Here is a 23,426-nt window from a genome sequence, read left to right on the forward strand (position 1 = left end):
TTGCATATTTTTTCAAAACCCTTAGCTCACTATTGCAATAATATGTTGGCAAATTTAATTTCTTCAGAAGATACAGTGCTACTTGTTAGTGACGCTTGTTATAACAAAATGCAGTTTAAGCAGTTCTCTTCAGCAATTCATCTACTTGAAGAAGATGCTGCAACCCGTGATATTTCATTTAATCAAGGCGATATCGCAATAAACTACGCGCAGTTTGTAGAAATGACTTTAAACGCAAAAAACACGATTACTTGGTAAACCATGCTTGAATTTAATAACAAACAGATAGAAACAGACAAACAAGGGTATTTACTTGATTCAAACGATTGGTGTGAAGAGCTTGCACCCATTATTGCTAAGCAAGAGAACATTACCTTAAGTGAGCAACACTGGGAAGTTGTGCATTTTGTGCGTGATTTTTACGTAGAGTACAACACCAGCCCTGCAATACGCATGCTGGTCAAAGCAATGGCTCAAAAGCTAGGTGAAGAAAAAGGTAATAGCATGTATTTGTATAAGCTATTCCCTAAAGGCCCAGCAAAGCAAGCGACTAAAATTGCAGGTTTACCTAAACCGGCTAGGTGTATTTAATGGTTAATAAAGCCAATAGCAAATCACGTCGTAGCAGCGGACGAACTTATTCAAGGCCGACTCAAAAACGCCAAGTTAAAAAAGCAATTAGCCCTGAGCAGCGAAAAGTGGTGCTATTTAACAAACCATTTGATGTGCTTTGCCAATTTACCGATGACCAAAACCGTAAAACGCTTGCCGACTTTATTACTATTAAAGACGTGTATGCAGCAGGACGCTTAGATAGAGATAGCGAAGGACTGTTGCTACTTACCAACTGCGGTAAATTACAACACACACTCACTGAACCCAATAAAAAAACAGCTAAAACTTATTGGGTGCAAGTAGAAGGTGATGTTACTGATGAGGCTATCTTTGCACTTAACAAAGGCGTAGAGCTCAAAGATGGAATGACCAAGCCTGCCAAGGTTAGGCGTATTGACGAGCCGTCAATTTGGCCACGTACCCCGCCCGTTCGCGAGCGTAAAAACATACCAACCAGTTGGTTAGAAATATCTATCACTGAGGGCCGTAATCGCCAAGTTCGCCGTATGACAGCGCATGTTGGCTTCCCTACTTTGCGATTAATTCGTTACAGCATTGGTAACTATACCCTTGATGGATTAGAGAATGGCCAGTTTAAAGTAGTGAACAACCCTGATGCATAAACCCAATGTCACAGTGGCCGCCATCGTCACATGCCAAGACAAATTTTTACTTGTTAAAGAGCGCGATAAACACACAGGTGATATTTGCTATAACCAGCCTGCGGGTCATCTAGAAGCCAATGAAACCTTAGCAGAAGCAGCTCATCGCGAACTTATTGAAGAAACAGGCATTAGCCTTAATGCCAGTCACCTTGTTGGCATTTATAATTTGCATGCCGCAAATGGCGTTCACTATATGCGTTTTAGCTTTGCTTTTAATAGCCCAGAGCTATTTGAACCATCTCCCCAAGATGATGACATTCTTAGCGCAAATTGGTTTAGCCTTGAGCAAATTAAAAGCCTGCCGCTTAGAAGCCTTCTGGTTTTAAAATGCATTGAAGATTATTTAGCTGGTAAAGCCTACCCACTTAGTTTGATTTACCAATAACCACTGTGATTTTGGCTGGTTTGGGTGTCTAAAAGTTTGCTATGCCCAAACCACTATTACTTGCAATCAATGCCTTGCCTAAATCGCTTTTAATTCCAACTGAAACTCGCATCTTGAGGTGGTTTGGGTATATAATATCGGCCTTTCCATAGCAGTTAAAAAATGACAGCGAATATTATGAGCGAAAATAGTCACATTAAAGTCATCGTGGGTATGTCCGGCGGTGTTGATTCTTCTGTATCAGCGTATTTATTAAAGCAACAAGGCTATCAAGTTGAAGGCCTGTTCATGAAAAACTGGGAAGAAGACGATAATGATGAATATTGCGCTGCAGCTGAAGACCTACAAGACGCACAAGCTGTGTGCGATAAGCTAGGTATTGAGCTTCACACTGTAAATTTTGCAGCCGAATACTGGGACAACGTGTTTGAATACTTTTTAGCAGAGTACAAGGCAGGTCGTACACCAAACCCAGACATCATGTGTAATAAAGAAATCAAATTCAAAGCATTTTTAGAATTTGCAGCACAAGCACTTGGTGCTGATTACATCGCTACTGGCCACTATGTTCGCCGTGAAAAGCGCGGTGATAAATTTGTAATGTGTCGTGGCCTTGATGACAACAAAGATCAAAGCTATTTCTTATACACTCTAAGCCATGAGCATATTGCGCAAACACTTTTCCCTGTTGGCGATATTGCTAAGCCTGAAGTACGCCGCATCGCTGAAGAGCAAGACTTAATCACTCACGATAAAAAAGACAGTACCGGTATCTGTTTTATTGGTGAGCGTAAATTTAAAGACTTCTTACAAAAATTCTTACCAGCACAGCCAGGTAAAATTGAAGATACCGATGGCAACGAAGTGGGTGAGCACGAAGGCTTGATGTACCACACACTTGGTCAACGTAAAGGTCTATTAATTGGCGGCATGAAAGAAGGTTCGGGTGAACCTTGGTATGTAGTTGATAAAGACGTTGATCGTAACGTATTAGTGGTTGGTCAAGGTAAAGACCACCCTCGCCTGTACAGCAATGGTTTAAATGCAAACCAGCTTCACTGGGTTGACCGCGAAGGCCCTAAAGGGACCACACGCTGTACTGTTAAAACTCGTTATCGCCAAGAAGATATCAGCTGTACTTTACTTGTTGGTGAAGATGGTATGGCACGCGTATTATTTGATGAGCCACAAAAAGCAGTGACACCGGGCCAATCAGCCGTATTCTACGCTGACGAAGTCTGTTTAGGTGGTGGTATTATTGATTCGGTGATCAAATAATGACAGAACACCAAGTCATGGCTTTAGCTGCCATGTGTCAAGTTGCTAAACAAGTACAAAAAGTTGCGCAATATGGCCAAGGCAGTGATCACGAATTAGAAAAATTACTAAACTGTATTGTCGAAACATCACCAAATAGCCCTGAAGACGTGTATCAGGGTAAACATAATTTACGTGAGGGCTATCGCATTTTGATTGCACAGCTTTCTGCCGGCGCAGACAAAGACGTCGAAATCGTAAAATATGTGGGTGGTTTAATGCAATTAGAACGTGCATTAAGTTCAAAACAAAACAGCTTAAATGAATTAGGTCGTCGCATTGATGATGTTAAACGTCGCCTCGACCACTTTGCTATCACAGATGATACTGTAGTAGCAGCGCTTGCTGATATTTACTCATCGGTGCTAAGCCCCCTTGGGCATCGTATTCAAGTGTATGGCAAGCCAGAGTTATTAAAACAGCAGCTCACGCAAAACAAAATTCGTGCCCTATTATTGGCCGGAATTCGTAGTGCCGTGTTATGGCGACAAATGGGCGGTAAACGCCGTCACTTTTTCTTTGCAAAAAGAAAAATCCTCGCCATTGCTAAACAATCAATTTAATTATCGTTCAAACTAGACAATTTAGGAGTCATTATGGAGCTTTCAGCGTTAACCGCTATCTCTCCGGTAGATGGTCGCTATGGCAGCAAGACCACGGAACTACGCAGTATTTTCAGCGAATTTGGTTTAATCAAATACCGTGTAACTGTTGAAGTTCGTTGGTTACAAGCTTTATCTGCAGCTAGCGCAATCAAAGAAGTACCGGCATTTAGCGACGAGGCTAATGCTTTACTTAATGCCATTGTTGATAACTTTAGCGAAGCTGATGCAGCACGCGTTAAAGAGATCGAGCGCACAACTAACCATGACGTAAAAGCAGTTGAATACCTACTTAAAGAAAAAGTAGCTGATAACGCAGAGCTTAACGCAGTTAACGAATTCATTCACTTTGCATGTACTTCAGAAGACATCAATAACCTGTCTCACGGTTTAATGCTTACCGAAGCGCGTGACAAAGTATTACTTCCATACTGTGACCAACTTCTAAATGCATTAAAAGAAAAAGCAGTTGAGTACAAGTCAGTTGCAATGATGACACGTACCCACGGTCAACCAGCTACTCCTTCTACAATGGGTAAAGAGTTTGCAAACGTCTACATGCGCTTAAAGCGTCAACGTGACCAAATTGCTAACGTAGAAATGTTAGGTAAAATCAACGGTGCTGTAGGTAACTACAACGCTCACCTAAGTGCATACCCAGATTACGATTGGCACAGCCACGCTGAGCAGTTCGTAACGAGCCTAGGTCTAACTTTCAACCCGTTCACAACACAAATCGAGCCACACGATTACATTGCTGAGTTATTCGATGCAGTTGCACGTTTCAACACTGTATTACTTGATTTTGACCGTGACGTTTGGGGCTACATTGCACTTAACCACTTCAAACAAAAAACAATCGCAGGTGAGATTGGTTCATCAACTATGCCTCACAAAGTAAACCCGATTGATTTTGAAAACTCTGAAGGTAACTTAGGTATTGCTAACGCTATCTTTACTCACCTTGCGCAAAAACTCCCTGTTTCTCGCTGGCAACGTGACTTAACTGACTCAACAGTGTTACGTAACCTAGGTGTTGGTATGGGCTACACACTTATCGCTTACCAAGCGACATTAAAAGGTGTTAGCAAGCTTGAAGTAAACGAAGAGCGTTTATTAGCAGAACTAGACCAAAACTGGGAATTACTAGCAGAGCCAATCCAAACGGTTATGCGTAAATATGGTATCGAAAAGCCATATGAAAAACTTAAAGACCTTACTCGAGGTAAGCGCGTAAACCAAGAAATCCTGGCTGATTTCATCGATGGTCTTGAGTTACCTGAAGAAGCAAAAGTAGAAATGAAAAAATTAACTCCGGCTAATTACATTGGTCGTGCTGTTGAGTTCATCGACAACTTAGCTTAAATTCAAATTAAGACTTAAAAAAGCGAAAGGCCTTCCTTTCGCTTTTTTTATACCACTTCGTTTAGGTCATGTTATGTATCAATTAACCATCAATTCATTAACCCAAGAGCAATTTTTAGCTGAGTATTGGCAAAAGAAACCATTACTTATAAAGCAAGGCTTCAAGGATTTTGCAGATCCGATTGAGCCCGAAGAATTGGCCGGTCTTGCCATGGAAGAAAGCATTGAATCACGTATTGTGACCAATCACTCAGATGATTGGCAAGCATACCATGGTCCTTTTGAAGACTTTAACTTGCTAACTGAAAAGCACTCAACATTACTGGTGCAAGCAGTTGACCATTGGCATAGCGATGCAGCGCAACTACTTGAGCCATTTCGCTTTATTCCAAACTGGCGTATCGATGATTTAATGATCAGCTACTCTACCCCGGGTGGTGGCGTGGGTCCGCATTTAGATCAATACGACGTGTTTATTATTCAAGGTGAAGGAAAGCGCCACTGGCGAGTTGGTTTACCTGATGCGAACTTAAAGCAATTTGCACAAAATAAGAGCCTGTTACAAGTTGAGCAATTTCCTGCCGTGATCGACTGTGTGTTAGAGCCGGGAGATATTCTCTATATTCCACCAGGTTGCCCACATGAAGGTTACGCAGTTGAAAATGCACTTAATTACTCTGTGGGTTTTAGAGCGCCAAACCAACGCGATTTATTATCACAATTTGCCGATCACCTCATCGATACTGAGCTTGGTAATCAACGATATGGTGATGCAGAGCTTAAGTTGCGTTCATCTAAAGGTGAACTTAACCAAACTGAAGCGGAAAAAGTAAAGCAACTTATGATTGCTGCGATTAATGATGACGCAGTATTCAAGACTTGGCTTGGTAACAGTATGAGTCAGCCAAAACATGACATGGATTTAGCGCCTTTAGAGGAGCCATATACACTAGATGACGTAAATGCCTTACTCAATGATGAAGACGTGGTTTTTGAGCGTTTAGGTGGTACCCGTGCCATTTATCAAGTAATTGACGATAAAATACTTTTAAGTATTAATGGTGTTAATTATATGCATGATTTAACTGACCTTGAATTAATAACAAAGCTCACAGATCAAACCTGCTTGACCTCTGCTGATATAAATAGTTCAAAAAATAATCACATTTTCTTGAAAACCTTTACTACACTTTTAAATGAGGGTATTTGGTTTTGTTAGGAGCGTGTGTTTATGAGCTATCAAATAGATGAAGTTGAATGGAATATCGACAAGGAACTCTTACAACAGATCCGAGAGCGAGTATTTGTATGCGAACTACATATTCCTAAAGACATTGAGTTTGATCATTTAGATAAAACAGCACATCACGTACTCGTCACCGACGAGTGTAAATGCCCAGTTGCTACTGGGCGTTTATGTAATGATGGCCTTATTGGGCGAATTGCTGTTTTACCTGAACATCGTAACCGTTCGGTTTACAAATCATTATTGAATTACTTAGTAGGCATGGCTGAAAAGCAAGGCTGTGATTGCGTCAGCATTAATTGCATATTGAACGAAGTAGATAGATTTAAACGAAATGGCTTTTCGGCTGATGGCTTAGTATTTATGGAGGCTGGTATTCCAAGGCAACGAATGCTCTGCCCTATTAAGCAGTTTGATACGCGGCCATTCACTTTGGTGCATTAAGGTATATGTTAATTAAAAAAAGCTGAATAACATTATTCAGCTTTTTTATTAGAAGTTATGCAGGCTCGTTTTGCCACATTTCTTCTTTTTCAAATAGCTCATATAAACCATGAGCACGGTTAATTAACAGGTTAGCAAAATCAACTTTGGTTTTATCTACCGCACCTGATTGCATGATCTGATCAGCTTTTAATTGCCATTGCATCGAAAAGTAGCGTAACGCCTCTCGAGCACTATCAGCAGCTTCAACCCCAGCATGATCAGCTGGAAGGCGGCCATTTATAACCCAATAAACTTTACCGTTTTGTGCTTTAAATTTCCAAACGGCTACTAATGGCGCAATAAAACGACATTCTTTATCCAGAACTGTCTGGGGGATAATCCCCTTTTCAGCTAAATGCTTTTGCGCACTTTGGAAACATTCTCTTTGCCAAATAACACTTTGTTTTTGCGCTTCGGCTTGTTCTTCTGGTGTTAATGGTCTTGCTTGTTTTTGTTCCATGGTGGTTACTCTTTTACAACATTTCTGACACTTTAAGGTTTAAAATGGAGCTGTGCAAGTGTTTACGGGCAATCAAAGAGTATTTAAATTTACTTGCGTACTATTCAATCAACTCAGAAAGAAGAGTTAGGCTCTGTTAAAAATTGCAGCTCTTCAGCTGTTGATTCACGACCTAAAATTTTATTGCGATGTGGGTAGCGACCAAACCTATCAATAATCACTTTGTGCTTTAGTTCAAATTCATAATTACTCATGCCTTTAAACAATTGCTCAGCTTGCTGATGAATAACTTTCGATTCACTGTGCATAAATGGCATATAAATAAACGCAGCTTGAGAGCTAGGTAATTTTTTATCAAAACCTAATTCAATTGCTCTTTGCGCTAAGCTTAGTGCTTGTGGGTCTTGGCTAAACGCTTTCACCGTATTACGATAAATATTGCGCGAAAACTGATCTAACACGATAATTTCAGCTAAAGAGCCTAGAGCATCAACTCGCCAGGCAGCATGCTCGCCAGCGATAACCTGCAAAAGGCATTCTGAAAACTTAACCGTAATTAATGCATCAACTTCATCTGATTGCTGATACCAAGCTTCTGGTCCTAATTCATTAAACCAGAAATCGATAATCCTTTGCTTATCCATAAACACTCCTTAATTACCCAGTACTTTTGCAGGGTCAACTCGGGTTGCTTGCCACGCAGGATATAAGGTAGCCAAAATAGCGAGAACAAAGGTAACAATCACCGTGATAACAATATCTTGCCAAACTAGTTTACTGGGTAAAAACTCAATAAAATAAACCCCTTGTAACGGGTTATCGCCAAATAAGTTACTTGCCCAAGTGAACAGTTCACTGATGTTTAACGCAAGCATTACACCGATAACTGTGCCTAAGATCACACCAATTAAAGCTTGTGTAAAACCTTGCATCACAAAGGTTGCTAAAATGGTGCTATCTTGTGCGCCCATGGTTTTTAAAATTGCGATGTTTGCCTGTTTTTCACGTACTTCCATTACTAAAGACGAAACAATATTAAAACTCGCTACCGCAATTATTAAAAACACCACGATATACACAATAGTGCGAACCATTTGAATATCTTGATATAAGCTACCCTGAGTTCTAAACCAACTCGATACATAGACATAATCTGGTATAACTTGCCCAACACGCATCGCTGTTTGATGGGCCGCGAACACATCAGCTACTTGTAATCGTAAACCGGTTACTTGGTTTTGCTCAAAACTCAACACGCTTTGCGCTTTATCAAGGCGAATGAAAGCCGCTGTTTCATCAATTGGGCCACCCATTTTTATAATACCCGCAAGATTCAAGCTAACACGCTTTGGAGCCAATAAAGTGTTACTTTGCTGGTTTATCTGTGGGATTAATAAGGTAACTGGGTCGCCAATTTTAAGGCCCAATCGGTTAACGATTTGTTGGCCTAAAAGCACATCTTCTTGTTGTAGCTGGCTAACTAAGCGCCCTTCTGTGAATTGGTTTAACGCCGACACTTGGTTTTCAAATTCAGGGCTTACACCACGCACTTCAACTGCTTTTAACTCACTTTTATATTGCGCCATGCCGTTGACACTAATAAACGGCGCAGCACCTGTTACACCGGCTTGAGAGCGTAGTAGAGCAACTTTTGACTGCCAATTATTGATTGGTTTATTAGGGGCAACATATTCAACCTGAGGTACAACCGATAAAAGGCGATGTACTAGCTGCTGCTCAAAACCATTAATAACTGATAAAGCAACAATTAGCACAGCGACACCTAAAAGTATGCCGATTGTCGATGCTTTAGCGATAAAACTAACAAAACCGTTTTGTCCGTCTTTTTGGCCACTATGGGCACGAAAGCGTTTTGAAATAAAGGCACTAAGCAACATGCTGAGACTCTTTAATTGCGAGTTTACCATCATCTAAATAGGCAATTTTGCCTAGTTTATCTGCAAGTTCTAAATCATGGGTTACCACAACAAAACTGGTTTTTAAGCTAGTATTTAATTCTTTAATTAAATCGTAAATCTTAATTGCGTTTTGTTTATCTAAGTTACCGGTTGGTTCATCGGCAAGCACCAAAGCTGGCTCGGTTACTAATGCACGTGCTATTGCAACCCGCTGCCTCTCACCACCTGATAACGCCGAAGGTTTATGTTCACTGCGATGAGATAACCCTACTTTATCTAGCATGTGACGGGCTTTTTCGGTTGCCGCTTTTGCGCTTAAGCCTTTAATTAATAATGGCATTGCAACATTTTCAATGGCAGTAAATTCCATTAATAGATGATGGAATTGATAAATGAATCCTAAATTTTCATTTCTGAAACTGGCTTGTTGTTTACGGTTTAATTTAGAAACCTGCTGACCTTTAATTTCAACCTTGCCTGAGCTTTCGTTATCTAAGGTGCCTAATATATGCAATAAGGTACTTTTTCCTGAGCCAGAGCTCCCTACAACAGCTAACATTTCGCCTTGATTAAGTGCTAAATCAACCCCTTTTAATACCGCAACCTCGTTATCGCCATCTTGATATACTTTATTTAACTGCTGACAATTGATAACTAAATCACTCATAACGTAATACCTCTGCTGGATTCACTTTTGCAGCTTTTCTGGCAGGATACAAGGTAGCTAAAAAGCTCATCGCAATACTCCCTGCGGCAATAAAACTCAAACTCATAACATCAAATTTAACGGGTAAACTCACGCCCGCTAGTAAATTGATGCCTAACATATTCAATAATTCATTAATGTTGCTACTTAATAGCACACCAAGTAACGCACCAATACTGGTACCGATAAGGCCGTTATATAAGCCTTGGATCATAAACACATGCTGTACTTGTAACGGAGTTAAGCCAAGTGTTTGTAAAATAGCGACTTCACTTTGCTTCTCGCTGACCATCATGGTTAATGCTGAAACGATATTAAACACTGCAACGAGCACGATTAAGCCAAGTAACATCGACATAATGCGCTTTTCCATTGCCACAGCGGCAAATAGTGTGCCTTGGCTAGCTCGCCAGTCAGTCACTGTGTAATCGTTTAAAATAGCTAACTGAGATTGCAATACTTGCTCAACAGCAAATGGTTCATAAAGCGATACACTCAAATTGGGTGCTGCTGATTTTGCTAGTTTTAAAACTCTGCCTAACGAATAGCCACTGGTAAATGCCAATGACATATCAATTTCTGACTGTGTTTCATAAAGTGCAGCAACGGTAAACAAGCGCTGACTCGGTACTCGACCAAGTGGGGTATACGAACTGGCATTAGGCATGATCACCCGTACTTTATCCCCAAGCGAAATACCCAATTTTCGACTCAAGTAGCGGCTAATTGCAATATGGTAGTTGCTGTCCATTACTTGTGACCAATTGCCGGCAACAATTTTATCTTTTACGTTATAGATGGAGCTTCCTTCATCATAAAGGCCTTGTAACAATACGCCGTGCAAATCCTGGTTAGTTTGTAAAATGGCTTCGCCATGGCGGTATAGGTTAACTTGTTTAACATCTTGAGAATTTGCTAGTTGCTGCTTTAACTGCAACATGGTTTCTTTCGAATTATCTTCGGCTGATACTTCAATATGGGGAATTAAACCAAGCATGTTGGTTTTAAGGTTATTTTCAAAGCCATTCATTACTGAACTGACTGTAAACAAGGCCATTAAACCAATAGCAATGCCCGCGATAGAGAAAAATGAAATAAATGAGATAAAGGCATTGCCCTTTGAGGAGCGACTATATCTCAGCCCTATAAAAAGGCTAACAGGTTGAAACATAATAAATTATGGGTATTCCAAGGGCTAAATATGCGCTCATATTAGCATAGATTTAGCTAGCATGGGATGCGCGAAATTGTAAAAAATAATTATAAATCTGATACTTGAACAGTAGCAACCAAATGGTCAAGTAATGCTTTTACATTGGTTGCGATAAACTGCCTTGGTGGATACACCCCCCATACCCCTTCAGGTGCCGGTGCAACATTCGAAAGTACAGCACTCAACCTGCCATCGGCTAGGTGATCATTGACATAGTAATCTGGTAATTGCACGATGCCTAACCCTTTTATTGCAGCGTCAACCAATGCCCAACCACTGTTACAGGCTAAACGTCCAGCCACTTTGATGTGCTTGTCTTGGCCCTGCTCTTTTACCCGCCAGTAACTGTTATTACCAATCAGGCAATTGTGCTGATGTAATTCACTCACACTGTGTGGTTGGCCGAATTTATTGATATATTCAGGGCTACAACAAATAACAAGCCTGCGCTGACTAATGCGCCGTGCTTTTAAAGATGAATCTTTTAAATGACCAAGGCGAATAGCGAGATCATACCCATCTTCTAGTAGATTGACTTGTTCATTGCTTAAATAGCTGATCACTTCAATATCTGGGTGCTTTTGCATAAACGAATGTACCGCAGGCATGATGAAACTTTCACCATACATCACAGGAGCTGTTAGTTTTATACTACCTTTTGGTGTCAGTTGCTGCTCTGCAAGCAGTGCCGTGGCATCATCCATGGCATGCTGTAATTGTTTAGTTTGATGCGCAAACACCTGCCCTTCTTGCGTTAGCACCACTTTACGGGTTGTTCGGGTTAACAATTGTGTGTTTAATCGCTCTTCTAATTGACTCACATACCGGCTTACATGGGCCACTGACATACCCAGTAGTTTACTTGCTTTTGTAAAACTGCCTGTTTCTGCTACCGCTAAAAACTCATCAATTCCGTGCCAACGATTCATTATTACCATACTGTAAAAGTGTTTTAATAAAACGAAGATTATCATTCATTGAGAAACAAATAAAATAGACTAAGTTTAATACTTACTTCCAACAACTATAAGGGAACGTTATGACTGATTTTATCAAATCAAAAGCGGCTATCGCTTGGGGTCCAAATCAACCACTATCAATTGAAGAAGTGGATGTAATGATGCCTAAAAAAGGCGAAGTGCTTGTAAAGATTGTTGCTACAGGTGTTTGTCATACCGATGCATTTACTTTATCTGGTGAAGACCCTGAAGGTATTTTCCCAGCAATCCTTGGCCATGAAGGTGGCGGTATTGTTGAAGCCGTAGGTGAAGGTGTAACACATGTTGAAGTAGGCGATCATGTTATTCCTCTTTACACTGCTGAATGTGGCGAGTGTAAAATGTGTAAATCGGGCAAAACAAATTTATGCTCTGCAGTACGTGAAACGCAAGGTAAAGGTTTAATGCCAGATGGCACAACGCGTTTTTATAAAGATGGTCAACCAATTTATCACTACATGGGTTGCTCGACCTTCTCTGAGTACACTGTATTACCTGAGATTTCACTTGCTAAAGTAAGCAAAGAAGCGCCTCTTGAAGAAATTTGTTTACTTGGTTGTGGTGTAACAACCGGCATGGGTGCTGTTACTAAAACAGCAAAAGTTCAAAAAGGCGATACAGTGGCTATTTTTGGCTTAGGTGGTATCGGTTTATCGGCGATTATCGGTGCAAAAATGGCGGGTGCAAGCCGTATCATTGGTGTTGATATCAACACCAGTAAGTTTGATCTTGCTACTAAACTAGGTGCAACTGATTTAATCAATCCAAATGACTTCGACAAACCAATCCAAGAAGTTATCGTTGAAATGACTGACGGCGGTGTTGATTTCTCATTTGAATGTATCGGTAACGTTAATGTAATGCGCTCTGCTCTTGAATGTTGTCACAAAGGTTGGGGTGAATCAGTAATCATTGGTGTTGCAGGTGCAGGCCAAGAGATCTCTACTCGTCCTTTCCAACTAGTAACAGGTCGTGTATGGCGCGGTAGTGCATTTGGTGGCGTTAAAGGTCGCTCTGAATTACCAGAGATTGTTGAGCGCTATATGAACGGTGAGTTTGCGTTAAACGATTTCATCACACACACCATGAAACTTGAAGATATCAATGAAGCTTTCGACTTAATGCACGAAGGTAAGAGCATCCGCTCAGTTATTCATTATTAATCTTTAATTTAGCGCTAGGTTGATACCTAGCGCCTTTGTTTCAAGGATTTGGTTATGCTAGAAAACATAAGCTCAACAAAAGTCAGCGGTGGCTGGCATAAACAATATACCCACCAAGCTAGCAGCACACATTGTGCTATGCGCTTTGCGATTTTTTTACCGCCAGGTGCCAGCGAAACGAATAAAGTGCCAGTGATGTATTGGTTGTCAGGTTTAACTTGTACAGATGAAAACTTTATGCAAAAAGCCGGAGCATTTAAAAAAGCGGCTGAACTAGGTATTGCGATTGTCGCTCCAGATACTAGCCCGCGCGGTGAAAATGTGCCTGACGACGAAAACTACGATTTTGGTCAAGGTGCTGGTTTTTATGTCAATGCGACTCAAGCGCCTTACAATGTGCACTACAACATGTACGACTATGTGGTTTCTGAGTTACCTGCACTTATCGAAGCGCACTTCCCTGTGACGACCAAAAAAGCCATTGCTGGTCATTCTATGGGTGGTCACGGCGCATTGATGATTGCACTTAAAAACCCTAAACAATACGTCAGCGCCAGTGCTTTTAGCCCGATTGTGAACCCGATTAATTGCCCTTGGGGTGAAAAAGCGTTCAGTAATTACCTAGGTAGTGATAAAGCAAGTTGGCTTGAATACGACAGCTGTGAATTAATGAAAAATGCCGTCGCTGATGATTATTTACCGATGCGTATTGATCAAGGTGAGGCCGATAACTTCTTAACTGAGCAACTCAAAACTGAGAACTTATTTGCTGTCGTAAACGAAAAAGATTACCCAGCTGAGATCAACATGCACGCGGGTTATGATCATAGTTACTTCTTTATCAGCAGCTTTATTGACGAACACCTGATGTTTCATCAAAAGTATCTGTGATTAATACTTAATTTTTAGTGTGGGGGCTTAACTTCCTCACACTCTTTAATACTGCGTGTAATTTGCCTGCAAACTAATTGCGGTTGTTGTTCTTTTGGTTTGAGTAAACCAATAACAGCGCTATCAATTTCAAAGCCTAACTTTGCGAATGAAAAGCCTTCAGCATCGGTTACAGTACTGTTAGTTTGATTTGCATTTGTAGTTGCAAGATTTGTTGGTTGTGAGTTTTTTGCATAGCCATCGACTATTGACCCCGCCACTGTACACCCCACTAATTGGTAGCTAACTAAGCAAATAACAAGTTTTGAAAAGCTAATCTTCATTGTTAAAACTATCCATTAATGTAGGTCTTTTTTTTCGCTCAGCTTTAACCTCAACACATTCTTTTACTGCGCGACTAATTTGACGACATTTAAGCTCAACGTCTTTGTCTTTACTATCGCTCTCTAGGCCTTCAATAATCGCTTTGTCGATTTCATAACCTAGCATTGTCATGGTCATACCATAGTTAATTCGGTCATTATCTTTTTTATCAGCATAAGCGCTTGCCGGCTGTGCTTGACTCGTGCGCCCGCCAATTCCATCTGCAACTAAGCCAACTGTAGTACAGCCAATGAGTAAACTAACTGATAGTATTACGTACAAAGATTTAAGCATCGGTCCTCCAATACACTTAAGCTTATTTTCTAAGCATAATAACAAACGCGTAATTTAACTGTAAAAAACTGTAGATTAATCACAAATATCGCGAATAAACTCTTTTAGAAACCCAACTAACTGCAATAGGAATATTAACAAGAAAGGTAAAGCGCCTAAAATTGCAACGCTACGATTTAATGGCTCATCTTGTAGCAGCAATAATGCAAAGCTACATATAAATAATGCTAAACACCATGCGTAGAGTGTCACACGGTTACTTTGCTCAGAGTCAACCAGCTCTCTTATGACTAAAATCGCAGAGTCAGCGGATGTGGCAACAAATATCAATAGTAGTAATAAGCTTAACCAAATAAACACGGTTCCTTGCCAGTCTAGTTGATTAAAAAATACAAATAAGCCTTGGCTGTAATCTTGTTTTATAGCAACTAAAATTCCCGCTTGGTTAAGTCTATCCCATTCAATTGCTGCCCCCGAAAAGGTCGCAAACCAAATAATAGTCACTAAAGTTGGAATACACACAACCGCCAAAATAAATTGCCAAACTTTACGCCCCTGGCTAATTTTGGCTAGGAACACACCAACAAATGGCCCCCACGCTAACCACCAAAAATAATAGTTATATGTCCAATGAGCCGCCCAGTCCGGCGCTTTTAATTGGCTATCGAATTGCCAAGTGCCAGTTGCAAGCAACTGTAAATAGTAGCCTGTTCCATCTAAAGCAATCTTTATAATAGGCTCAATTGGCACCACTAGTAGCAACCAAAAAAGCAGACTAAATGCCAGAAGTACGTTAAATATACTTAGTGACTGTACCCCGCGTCGTAATCCAAATTTAACCGACAGCGAATAAATAACTGCTAACAAACAAACGATTAATGAACCCACTAATAAAGTTGAAGTAACCCCCAACTCTATTTCAACGCCTTTACTGATCAATAAAGTGGAATTAGCTATGGTGCCGACGACACCAAAAAAAATAGCGATTACCGCAATTAACTTTACAATAAACGACACAGTAAATTTTGCAGACTTATCAATGCGATTACCAAGCGCCGTTAAAACAGGGGCACAAATATCTCCTGACTTCCCACTGTATTGCGTTAATCCCCCAAGCACCAGCGCAAATACAGCATAAAGTGCCCAAGCATGAGCGCCCCAATTCACTAGGGTTAAAGCGAGGCTACTGGCTAGCCTATCTGGATATAAGCTTTGTTTAAGTGGTGGGTCGAGAGAATGTAACGCAGGCTCTGCTACGCCCCAAAAAACCAAGCCAGAGCCCATTCCTGCTGCAAACAACATGGCAAACCAGCCAAAGTTTGAATACTCAACAAAAGCCTGCTCACCACCTACTTTACGGCTACCGAGTGGGCTAATGGCTAAAATAATGATGGCAAACAATAAAAAATTCACCAATAAGAAAAAGCTACTACCAGTCCATTTTAACAGCATTTGTACAAACGGCTGAACTTGCTCAGTGATAACATCAGGCAAAATCACAGCAATCAGTGCACCAAACATACACAGTACAAGCGCGGTTTTTTCAACAGAGGAGATGGAATGTTTCAATGTGAAGCCTATTTTGTCAGCGTGTTTAGCATACTGTTAGCATGGCTGAAATTCAAACAGCCAAAAGGCTGAAAAAATGACATAGCTCTGCGTAAAAATCGCAAATTATAGCAACGCATGCTTTTAAAAACCCGGCTACATGTCCCTAGTTTCCTCATTTTATTTAATTTGTTGATCGGGTATTGAAATTGCAAAGCTATCATAATCTTTATAGCAAGGAGCAAAGCATGGACTTTAATATTGATTGGTATGAAATTCTCGATAATTTAATTCATCTAGGTATTGCCTATTTACTTGCCCTTCCAATGGCTTTTGATCGAGAAAAAACCAGTAATGGTGCAGGTCTACGAACATTTCCATTAGTCGCTGTTGCATCATGTGGTTATGCATTAGTGGGCATGTCTGTTTTAACAAGTTCAGAGGCAGAATCAAAAGTACTCGAAGGGATTATCACAGGTATTGGCTTTATTGGCGGTGGTGCCATTTTGAAGAACAAAAACTCTACCTATGGAACAGCCACTGCAGCCAGTATTTGGAACATGGGACTTATTGGTATTGCAGTGGCATTTAGTCGTTACGAAATCGCCTTTTTAATGGCGTTGATTAATTTCGTAACACTAAGATATGTTAAGCGCTTAAAGTAAATAATTAACTCGCGTCATATTTTGAGTTAACGATAGCATAGCCAGTTTGTTTAACTTTAATCTCAGCAGGGCTTGCAGATTTTACTAATAAACCGCAACGTCTGCTTTGCTCATCAATGACATAATTAACCGATTCACTTGCTTCAAGGTCAATGACTTGATCTGCACAGCGGATCTGTAATTTAGAAACATCGCTCGCGCCTTCAATTTTGATTGAACCGCGAGATAAAGATAAATATGACAGCTTATCTTTTGAAACATTGATTTGTGAATTAATCTGCGGTGTTCGCGCCAATAGGTCATCAATTTGCTTGATAGTGGCAAGTTTGTTTTCTTCTGAAAACTGTTTACCCTCGATATTATCTAACGCATAAATAGCATTGTAAGCAAGATTAAAATCGCCCTTGAAGCTGTACCATTGTAGAGCACTTTTAGCGACTAGATATTGTATATCTGTTGGTAACTTAGCTCGCAGTAAATAGGCTACAGACAACTGCTCATCAAAGCCAAACCATTGCTGTTGATGATAATAATATTGGCTTTTCAACCATGCAAATAATGCTTGTTCTGAAGTGTTTTTAGTATGGTTTTTATATAACTCAACCAATGCTTGCTCAGCTTTTTTAAACTCTTTTGCTTGCAGCATTTTATTGATTTCATCGTATTCATTAATAAAACCACGGCTCGCTTTATCATTTGAGTAACCATTAAAATACTTACCTACTTCAAATGAAAACAGGTAACCCCCTTCTACGGTTTTGCCTTCTTTTGTGGCAGGTGCAAACTCTAAGTTGGTTAAGTATTTCTCTGCATTTTCTTCACTACCCCGAGTATCAGATGCCATGATCACTTCAATGTCTTTTGCCTTACCTTGTGTATCAACCACATAAGACATTAATGCCCAGCCTTCTAGACGAGAGCCGTTATAACTACCTGGGTAACGTTTGTTTGAATTTTTAACAATATAGGCAGAGGTAGCAGCTTGAACATCAACACCTAAGTCATTGACGTCTCGTGCTAAGGCGTGTGTTGGTAATGCGATAAGTGAACAAAGTGCTGCGAGTTTAGTGAATTTAATCATGATAATGGCTCCAAATCCCTTAGATAGGAACATTTATAGCACTAAAAAAGGCGCTTTAAAAGCGCCTTGCTGTCAAGAATGTGCTTAAACATGCCTTGATCTTAAAACATATCCTGATAAGGGTTTGGTTTTGATAATAAAACTTTTTTATCAAAACCTGGGATTGTCATTGAATCTTCACTAATTTCAATGCCATTTTCATCAATTAGGCCATCACCAAAACGATAAATTAGCTCATAATGACCTAAATCAGCGTGTTGTTGATAGTCAGCTTGCGCTTTGGCTACCTGAGTATGACGGTCTTGATATTGCGCCATAACCTCATCACCATGACGCTTTGCAAGCATCTTTAATGTAATTGCCGGTGATAACACAGTCGCCGTTGCGTTATTACCACCAAAGCCTTTTGAGTTAATGAAGGCAATATCCATTGCATCACATTGATAGTGTTCAGTACGAATGTCTAAATGCTCGCTATACACATCATCTGCCACTTTATCGATTGTCGTAATACCCGGCATAATGTTGTGACTAAACACACCTAATGCCATAGCTAATTGGTCACCACTAGCTGGAGCAATGGTATGGCCAACATACGCTTTAGGCGCAGCAACCTTCCAATTATCAATTGCAAATGTTTCTGCCACTTTATGATAGATCAGTGATTCTGTTACGCGGTTTTGTGGTGTACTTGAGCCATGTGCCAAAATAAAGCTACGCTTTTGTACCGCCTCTTGGCCAACAATACTGTTTGCTAGTGCAACAGATTTTGCCATCGTGATGTAGTTACCTGGGCCCGGGGCTGTAATTGATTTTTTAATACCATCGGCATTAACGAACACATCTGCAACGCTGCCTAACACATCAGCGCCTAACTCTAATGCCAATGCATCATCCATTAATATAGCAACTTGTGCGCCTTCACCAATTGTAAAACCACAGTTTTCACCAAATGGACGGCTGGTACGGCGATGATCAACCACATCTGTATTATCAAGGCGCTTTAGGCCCTCTTCATTTGCAAGTGCGCTCATATTACCAAAACCTTCAACGATTTCGGGTGTAATAGCACACTCAACAGACGCCACAATAGCTACACGCGTACGACCCGCTTGAATATCGTTTACTGCAGCACGTAGGTTATATAAAAACGTTGCACATGCACCTGATGTAGTAAAGGTTGTACCCACATTGCCTGTTACATAAGCGTTGATAAAGTCAGTCGACATAGTGTTTAAGCCAAGTGCAAGCTGTTTTGTACTCACACGGTCGCCCTGCTGACGCGCACGAATAAGTCCACCAAATCCTTCATCATCAACTTGACCAGCCACAGAAGCTGAGTAAGTGCCAATTTGATCAGGCTCAACGCTATTCATTACCTGCTGCCATGGCAGACCTGTCGAACGAATCGCATCGGTTGCGGCAAAGATAGTCGCTTGCAAGCCTCTTGGTTGATAACGGCTGTTATACATAGCCGAAGGTTCAAAACCTGTTGGTAATTGACCGGCCGCTTTAATTGGATTATCGCGCGTACTGTCATGTTTAATAGCAAAATCAGCACTAATTGTGACTTTAACTTTTTTATCAGTTAATTCTTCAACCTGCCAAGCACTTGGTACTGGAGTTGGTAAATCACGGCGGCGCGTTTCAAAAACAATCTGCTGTTCACCTGACGCTGTTAACGTCATTTTTTGCTGCCATGGTGTCGCATCCACATCGAAGTGGTTTTTTTCAATTTTACGAATAAGTGTGCCAGCTAAAATTTCTTCACCGAACTTAGCTTCGATGTCTGATTCGGCAATGGTATTGCCTTGGGCATCTTTAAGTACACCTTCAGTAAGAGTGACTAAGTTCATTAATGTCGCTAAGCCTAAAAATGTCTCCTGACGGGCTTTAGCGTCCAAGCTGTCTAACACGATACGACGATAACCTTGATGAAAAGAAGTGCGGCCAGCGGCATTAATACCACCCATACCAACAATAACGGGTAATGCTGTCATAAAAAACCTTGAGAAAACGTGTTATGAGAATTAAGCCAAGTTTAAATGGATTAATTAACACGCTTTATGCTTAAATAGCCAAATAACATGCACAATAGGCCAAAAACAACTGGTCGGAGCAATTTGAGTGACGAAACTTCAACAAGTAAAAGCCATTGAAATTAGTATTTTGGTTTATCCCCATTTACTAATAACCAGTTTAACCTTGCCTATCGAAATGCTCAGAGCTGGTGAGGCCTTTGCAAAAAGCCATCGTCAGCAGAACGAATTTAAACCTCTAAACATCAATTTAGTGGCAAGTAGCCTAAAAGCGATCCCTAATCGTACTGGGCTTTCAATTATGCCCGATTGCGAAACCGTCACAGCGCCTGTTAGTGACTTGATTATTGTGCCTGGGATTTGGCGAAACCCGCGTCCTGTGGTGAGCAAACAACAAAGTTTGGTGAACTGGCTCGGTGAATCTTGGCAACAAGGCAGTCATATCATTGGTGTAGGCACTGGTAATTGTTTAGTTGCAGAAGCAGGCTTATTGGATGGCCACCCTGCTACCACTCACTGGCATTACGCAGAGCAATTTAAACGTGACTACCCTAAAGTGCAGCTTAAGCCTGATTTTTTCATCACACAATCTGAGCGCATGTATACAGTTGCGAGTTTAAATGCCCTTGCCGATGTTATTGTGCATATTATTAGTCAATATTACGGACGAGAAGCGGCACAACATGTTGAGCGTAATTTCTCCCATGAAATTCGTAAGCCCTATGAAGATCAGCGCTACCTTGAGGGTGCCGTCGATAAACACCCAGATGAACTCATCGCACAAATTCAATTTTGGCTAAAAAACAATTTAACCTCTGAACTGACTCTGCAAGAAATTGCAGCACAATTTAGTTTAAGCTACCGTACTTTTACTCGCCGTTTTCGCCAAGCCACCAGCCAAACTCCTGTGGAGTATTGGCAACAGTTGCGGGTACAAACTGCAAAAGAGTTATTAGCCTCTTCAAATTTGTCTATTCAAGAAGTTGCACTGGAAGTTGGTTATAACGACCAAGGTCACTTAACACGGGTATTCAAGAAAGTGCTTTCACAAACACCTAGTGAATATCGCACAGTCGTTAGACGAAAACTATTTGGATAAAGCTAAAATGCCGGAAATGTTCTAATCCAAGGTCAGATTAATCATATTTAAGTTGCTGAATTAAAAATTATTACTAAGCTTTTAGTTAGTTGTATAGGTATTTGTTTGAGTCTAAAAATGTATCAGCTTGATTATGATGAGTTAGTGCAAAGTTGGAATAAAACCCTCGAAGTTTTAGCCCTTTTTGCTGATGTGCCCGTCGCCTTAGTAATGAAGGTAGAAAATAATATTATTAGTGTGTTTTCAAAAAACAATAACCAAGATAATCCTTATGAAATTGGTGACAGTGAAGAGTTAGAAGATTCAGGCCTTTATTGTGAGCATGTCGTAAAAACACAAAACTTACTGAATATTCCCAACGCACTTATTGATGAAGACTGGAAAGAAAATCCAGATATCAAGCTTAATATGATTTCTTATTTAGGTTTACCTATATGTGCAGGAGACACTACCCCATTTGGCACGATATGTATCCTTGATAGCAAACCCCATGAATACAACGAGCCCGTGATAAAGCTACTCGAAACCATTAAGCAAAGCTTCGAAACCCAACTGAAATTATTGCATCAGCAAAAACAAGCGTTTGAACAACAACAATTTGCTGAACTGGCCACTTTAATTAGAGGAATAGCCCACGAGCTCAACACACCACTTGGTAACTGTATTACAGCAGTTGATGTTACCCGGCTTGCTGTCAAAGAAACACAAACCAGACTTATAAAAAAACGACTTAGCCAACAAACGCTGCAAAATACTTTAGAGACTTTATTAAATACCAACGAACTCCTAGACAGAAACTTAACTTCATCTGCTTATAAAATACGTATTTTACAAGATTTGCTTTATACCAAGTCACAATCAAGTAAAACAATCATGACGTTAGAGCAACTCTCTGAGTCATTGTATAAGCACTTAGATGAGCAAATAAAACATCGCGGTATTAAATTAGATATTAATTATCAAAAACCTCATAGCCAAATTGAAGTTGATATAGACTTACTCAAGCAAGTGCTGTTTATTTTATTGCAAAACTCAATTGAGCATGCATTCAACAATATTACAGACCCTTTAATAGAAATTGATATTTTTGATTTTGATGAGGTGTTAAAAATTCACTACACAGATAACGGCACCGGTATCAGCAGCACTGAACTAAGCTCAATTTTCACCCCATTTTATAAAGGTAAAAACAACCAATCAGGTATAGGGCTTGGCCTCAGCATAGCGAAGAAAATAGTTAGCCAACAACTGCAAGGCGATATTTGCGTACAAGAAAGTGATGTAGGCGCCCACTTTTTAATTAGCTTGCCTAAGTAAGCTAATAAGTTTAAATGTCTTTCGTAAATAAAATCTTACTAGTTTGTGGGCTGTCTCTGTCTTCATAACCCGCTATGGCATAACCATTTTTGATAAGCAGACTCAGCATTGCAGGAAAACGGTTCATAGACTTAACCTTTATGGCTCGGTAATTGTTGACTTTAACCCATGCTTCTTGCGCATTTAATAAAGCCTGTGCAATGCCCTGCCCTCTACATTTTGGTGCAACCGCCCCAAGCCAGCTATAGAAAGTGTTTGAATCTAACGCATAACCCAGTTTATAGGCCACAGGCTCATTATCGATATAAGCCACTAAAGCTAGGTGCTCAACATCCGCACACTTTGTTTGTAATTTACTGAGGGTATTTCGGCCATCAAACTCAGGAATTTGACTATCGACAAGTAACAAATCGTCTAAACTAGCTGGCTTTATTGTGTAACAAGGCTCCATGAATCACTCTAATCTGATATCTAACTTCACTTTTCTTTTCGATAATACAACTTTGAATAGCGTTTTACACGAGCATGTACACCGCGCCCTAAGCTCTTAAACTTAGCTTCAAGTACATCTACGCCATATAAAATACCCACCACCAGCACCGATAGTTTTATTGCAGCTAGTAAGTTGTCGGTGGCAATAACAACACCAATTGATGCTAATACCCATATCGTTGCAGCAGATGTTACACCAACTACCGCACCATCTTTTGCAAGCATCACCCCTGCACCTAAAAAGCCGATACCAGTAATGATCTGGCCAACTACACGTGAATGATCAATATCTTCCCCATGCAACATAAACGCTGTTGATAGAAACAAATAAGTACCCAACACAATGAGCGCTGAAGTTCGAATACCCACAGGTTTACCGCGTAATTGACGCTCCATACCAATAATTGCGCCGCAAAAAGCGGCGCTACCAATTGCTGACCAAGAATAAGGGGCAATATCAAATAAACTACTCAGTGTCACTGCACTTCCAAATCAAA

The 23,426-nt window shown here is 40.4% G+C and carries 27 protein-coding genes; 14 read left to right on the forward strand and 13 right to left on the reverse strand.

Annotated elements, in window-relative coordinates:
• Nucleotides 1–42: 42 nt before the first annotated feature.
• From NFU46_RS02405 to NFU46_RS02445, 9 genes are all read left to right on the forward strand, one after another.
• A complete protein-coding gene (locus NFU46_RS02405) occupies nucleotides 43–258 on the forward strand; it encodes a DsrH/TusB family sulfur metabolism protein (protein ID WP_251599326.1) in 216 nt (71 codons plus the stop codon).
• A 3-nt stretch (nucleotides 259–261) separates the two neighbouring features.
• Entirely contained in the window at nucleotides 262–591 is a 330-nt protein-coding gene (locus NFU46_RS02410; RefSeq protein WP_251599328.1) for a TusE/DsrC/DsvC family sulfur relay protein, read from the forward strand.
• Nucleotides 591–1,238, forward strand: coding sequence for an rRNA large subunit pseudouridine synthase E (locus NFU46_RS02415; RefSeq protein WP_251599331.1), 648 nt, complete (start codon nucleotides 591–593; stop codon nucleotides 1,236–1,238). Before NFU46_RS02410 ends, NFU46_RS02415 begins: the two co-directional genes overlap by 1 nt.
• Nucleotides 1,231–1,665, forward strand: coding sequence for an NUDIX hydrolase (locus NFU46_RS02420; RefSeq protein ID WP_251599333.1), 435 nt, complete (start codon nucleotides 1,231–1,233; stop codon nucleotides 1,663–1,665). The genes NFU46_RS02415 and NFU46_RS02420 overlap by 8 nt, the downstream gene beginning before the upstream one ends.
• 177 nt (nucleotides 1,666–1,842) lie before the next feature.
• A complete protein-coding gene (gene mnmA / locus NFU46_RS02425) occupies nucleotides 1,843–2,943 on the forward strand; it encodes a tRNA 2-thiouridine(34) synthase MnmA (RefSeq protein ID WP_058585134.1) in 1,101 nt (366 codons plus the stop codon).
• Nucleotides 2,943–3,545 carry a high frequency lysogenization protein HflD gene (hflD, locus tag NFU46_RS02430; RefSeq protein WP_054561602.1) on the forward strand — a complete coding sequence of 201 codons (603 nt, stop codon included), beginning with the start codon at nucleotides 2,943–2,945 and terminating at the stop codon, nucleotides 3,543–3,545. Before mnmA ends, hflD begins: the two co-directional genes overlap by 1 nt.
• 33 nt (nucleotides 3,546–3,578) lie before the next feature.
• Nucleotides 3,579–4,949, forward strand: coding sequence for an adenylosuccinate lyase (gene purB / locus NFU46_RS02435; RefSeq protein WP_251599336.1), 1,371 nt, complete (start codon nucleotides 3,579–3,581; stop codon nucleotides 4,947–4,949).
• 73 nt (nucleotides 4,950–5,022) lie between these two features.
• Nucleotides 5,023–6,168: a cupin domain-containing protein gene (locus NFU46_RS02440; RefSeq protein WP_251599339.1), complete on the forward strand. Its 1,146-nt coding sequence runs from the start codon at nucleotides 5,023–5,025 to the stop codon at nucleotides 6,166–6,168.
• A gap of 12 nt (nucleotides 6,169–6,180) precedes the next feature.
• Complete coding sequence (locus NFU46_RS02445; protein ID WP_251599342.1) at nucleotides 6,181–6,639, forward strand: GNAT family N-acetyltransferase; 459 nt, start codon at nucleotides 6,181–6,183, stop codon at nucleotides 6,637–6,639.
• Nucleotides 6,640–6,694: 55 nt separating this feature from the next.
• On the opposite strand, the gene NFU46_RS02450 is transcribed toward NFU46_RS02445, so the two are convergent.
• The 6 genes from NFU46_RS02450 to NFU46_RS02475 form a co-directional block, all read right to left on the reverse strand.
• Nucleotides 6,695–7,141, reverse strand: coding sequence for a DUF4826 family protein (locus NFU46_RS02450; protein WP_251599345.1), 447 nt, complete (start codon nucleotides 7,139–7,141; stop codon nucleotides 6,695–6,697).
• 113 nt (nucleotides 7,142–7,254) lie between these two features.
• Nucleotides 7,255–7,785 (reverse strand): DUF924 family protein, encoded by a 531-nt coding sequence (locus NFU46_RS02455; protein WP_251599349.1) that lies wholly within the window; start codon nucleotides 7,783–7,785, stop codon nucleotides 7,255–7,257.
• A 9-nt stretch (nucleotides 7,786–7,794) separates the two neighbouring features.
• Nucleotides 7,795–9,039: a lipoprotein-releasing ABC transporter permease subunit gene (locus tag NFU46_RS02460; protein WP_054561608.1), complete on the reverse strand. Its 1,245-nt coding sequence runs from the start codon at nucleotides 9,037–9,039 to the stop codon at nucleotides 7,795–7,797.
• On the reverse strand, nucleotides 9,029–9,727 hold the full coding sequence (gene lolD, locus NFU46_RS02465; RefSeq protein WP_175079576.1) for a lipoprotein-releasing ABC transporter ATP-binding protein LolD: 699 nt from the start codon (nucleotides 9,725–9,727) through the stop codon (nucleotides 9,029–9,031). Before lolD ends, NFU46_RS02460 begins: the two co-directional genes overlap by 11 nt.
• Nucleotides 9,720–10,937 (reverse strand): lipoprotein-releasing ABC transporter permease subunit, encoded by a 1,218-nt coding sequence (locus NFU46_RS02470; RefSeq protein WP_062564488.1) that lies wholly within the window; start codon nucleotides 10,935–10,937, stop codon nucleotides 9,720–9,722. The genes lolD and NFU46_RS02470 overlap by 8 nt, the downstream gene beginning before the upstream one ends.
• An 89-nt stretch (nucleotides 10,938–11,026) precedes the next feature.
• On the reverse strand, nucleotides 11,027–11,908 hold the full coding sequence (locus NFU46_RS02475; protein ID WP_251599352.1) for a LysR family transcriptional regulator: 882 nt from the start codon (nucleotides 11,906–11,908) through the stop codon (nucleotides 11,027–11,029).
• Between the two features lie 110 nt (nucleotides 11,909–12,018).
• Between NFU46_RS02475 and NFU46_RS02480 the strand changes: the two genes are divergently transcribed.
• Entirely contained in the window at nucleotides 12,019–13,140 is a 1,122-nt protein-coding gene (locus tag NFU46_RS02480) for an S-(hydroxymethyl)glutathione dehydrogenase/class III alcohol dehydrogenase (RefSeq protein WP_135924871.1), read from the forward strand.
• Between the two features lie 54 nt (nucleotides 13,141–13,194).
• On the forward strand, nucleotides 13,195–14,031 hold the full coding sequence (gene fghA, locus NFU46_RS02485; protein ID WP_130167173.1) for an S-formylglutathione hydrolase: 837 nt from the start codon (nucleotides 13,195–13,197) through the stop codon (nucleotides 14,029–14,031).
• Between the two features lie 14 nt (nucleotides 14,032–14,045).
• On the opposite strand, the gene NFU46_RS02490 is transcribed toward fghA, so the two are convergent.
• The 3 genes from NFU46_RS02490 to NFU46_RS02500 all read right to left on the reverse strand — a co-directional run bounded on the left by NFU46_RS02490 (nucleotide 14,046) and on the right by NFU46_RS02500 (nucleotide 16,257).
• Nucleotides 14,046–14,354, reverse strand: a complete 309-nt coding sequence (locus NFU46_RS02490; protein WP_251599355.1) for a hypothetical protein — start codon at nucleotides 14,352–14,354, stop codon at nucleotides 14,046–14,048.
• Nucleotides 14,344–14,688 carry a hypothetical protein gene (locus NFU46_RS02495; protein ID WP_251599358.1) on the reverse strand — a complete coding sequence of 115 codons (345 nt, stop codon included), beginning with the start codon at nucleotides 14,686–14,688 and terminating at the stop codon, nucleotides 14,344–14,346. The genes NFU46_RS02490 and NFU46_RS02495 overlap by 11 nt, the downstream gene beginning before the upstream one ends.
• A gap of 75 nt (nucleotides 14,689–14,763) precedes the next feature.
• Complete coding sequence (locus NFU46_RS02500; RefSeq protein ID WP_251599361.1) at nucleotides 14,764–16,257, reverse strand: BCCT family transporter; 1,494 nt, start codon at nucleotides 16,255–16,257, stop codon at nucleotides 14,764–14,766.
• Between the two features lie 227 nt (nucleotides 16,258–16,484).
• On the opposite strand from NFU46_RS02500, the gene NFU46_RS02505 reads away from it, so the two are divergent.
• A complete protein-coding gene (locus NFU46_RS02505; RefSeq protein WP_054561617.1) occupies nucleotides 16,485–16,901 on the forward strand; it encodes an MgtC/SapB family protein in 417 nt (138 codons plus the stop codon).
• 4 nt (nucleotides 16,902–16,905) lie between these two features.
• Here the strand turns inward: NFU46_RS02505 and NFU46_RS02510 are convergent, their stop codons facing one another.
• On the reverse strand, nucleotides 16,906–17,982 hold the full coding sequence (locus NFU46_RS02510) for an energy transducer TonB (protein ID WP_251599364.1): 1,077 nt from the start codon (nucleotides 17,980–17,982) through the stop codon (nucleotides 16,906–16,908).
• 101 nt (nucleotides 17,983–18,083) lie between these two features.
• Entirely contained in the window at nucleotides 18,084–19,982 is a 1,899-nt protein-coding gene (locus NFU46_RS02515; RefSeq protein WP_251599367.1) for a beta-ketoacyl synthase, read from the reverse strand.
• A 127-nt stretch (nucleotides 19,983–20,109) separates the two neighbouring features.
• Between NFU46_RS02515 and NFU46_RS02520 the strand changes: the two genes are divergently transcribed.
• Together NFU46_RS02520 and NFU46_RS02525 are read left to right on the forward strand one after the other, a co-directional pair.
• Nucleotides 20,110–21,120: a GlxA family transcriptional regulator gene (locus tag NFU46_RS02520; RefSeq protein ID WP_062564495.1), complete on the forward strand. Its 1,011-nt coding sequence runs from the start codon at nucleotides 20,110–20,112 to the stop codon at nucleotides 21,118–21,120.
• 105 nt (nucleotides 21,121–21,225) lie between these two features.
• A complete protein-coding gene (locus NFU46_RS02525) occupies nucleotides 21,226–22,437 on the forward strand; it encodes an ATP-binding protein (protein ID WP_175082246.1) in 1,212 nt (403 codons plus the stop codon).
• Nucleotides 22,438–22,447: 10 nt separating this feature from the next.
• Here NFU46_RS02525 and NFU46_RS02530 read toward each other — a convergent pair whose 3' ends face one another.
• On the reverse strand, nucleotides 22,448–22,888 hold the full coding sequence (locus NFU46_RS02530; RefSeq protein WP_251599370.1) for a GNAT family N-acetyltransferase: 441 nt from the start codon (nucleotides 22,886–22,888) through the stop codon (nucleotides 22,448–22,450).
• A gap of 26 nt (nucleotides 22,889–22,914) precedes the next feature.
• Nucleotides 22,915–23,409: an MgtC/SapB family protein gene (locus NFU46_RS02535; RefSeq protein ID WP_054551426.1), complete on the reverse strand. Its 495-nt coding sequence runs from the start codon at nucleotides 23,407–23,409 to the stop codon at nucleotides 22,915–22,917.
• Between the last annotated feature and the right edge of the window lie 17 nt (nucleotides 23,410–23,426).

It is taken from the genome of Pseudoalteromonas sp. NCCP-2140 (genome assembly GCF_023708065.1).
In the GTDB taxonomy this organism is placed as follows: Bacteria; Pseudomonadota; Gammaproteobacteria; order Enterobacterales; family Alteromonadaceae; genus Pseudoalteromonas.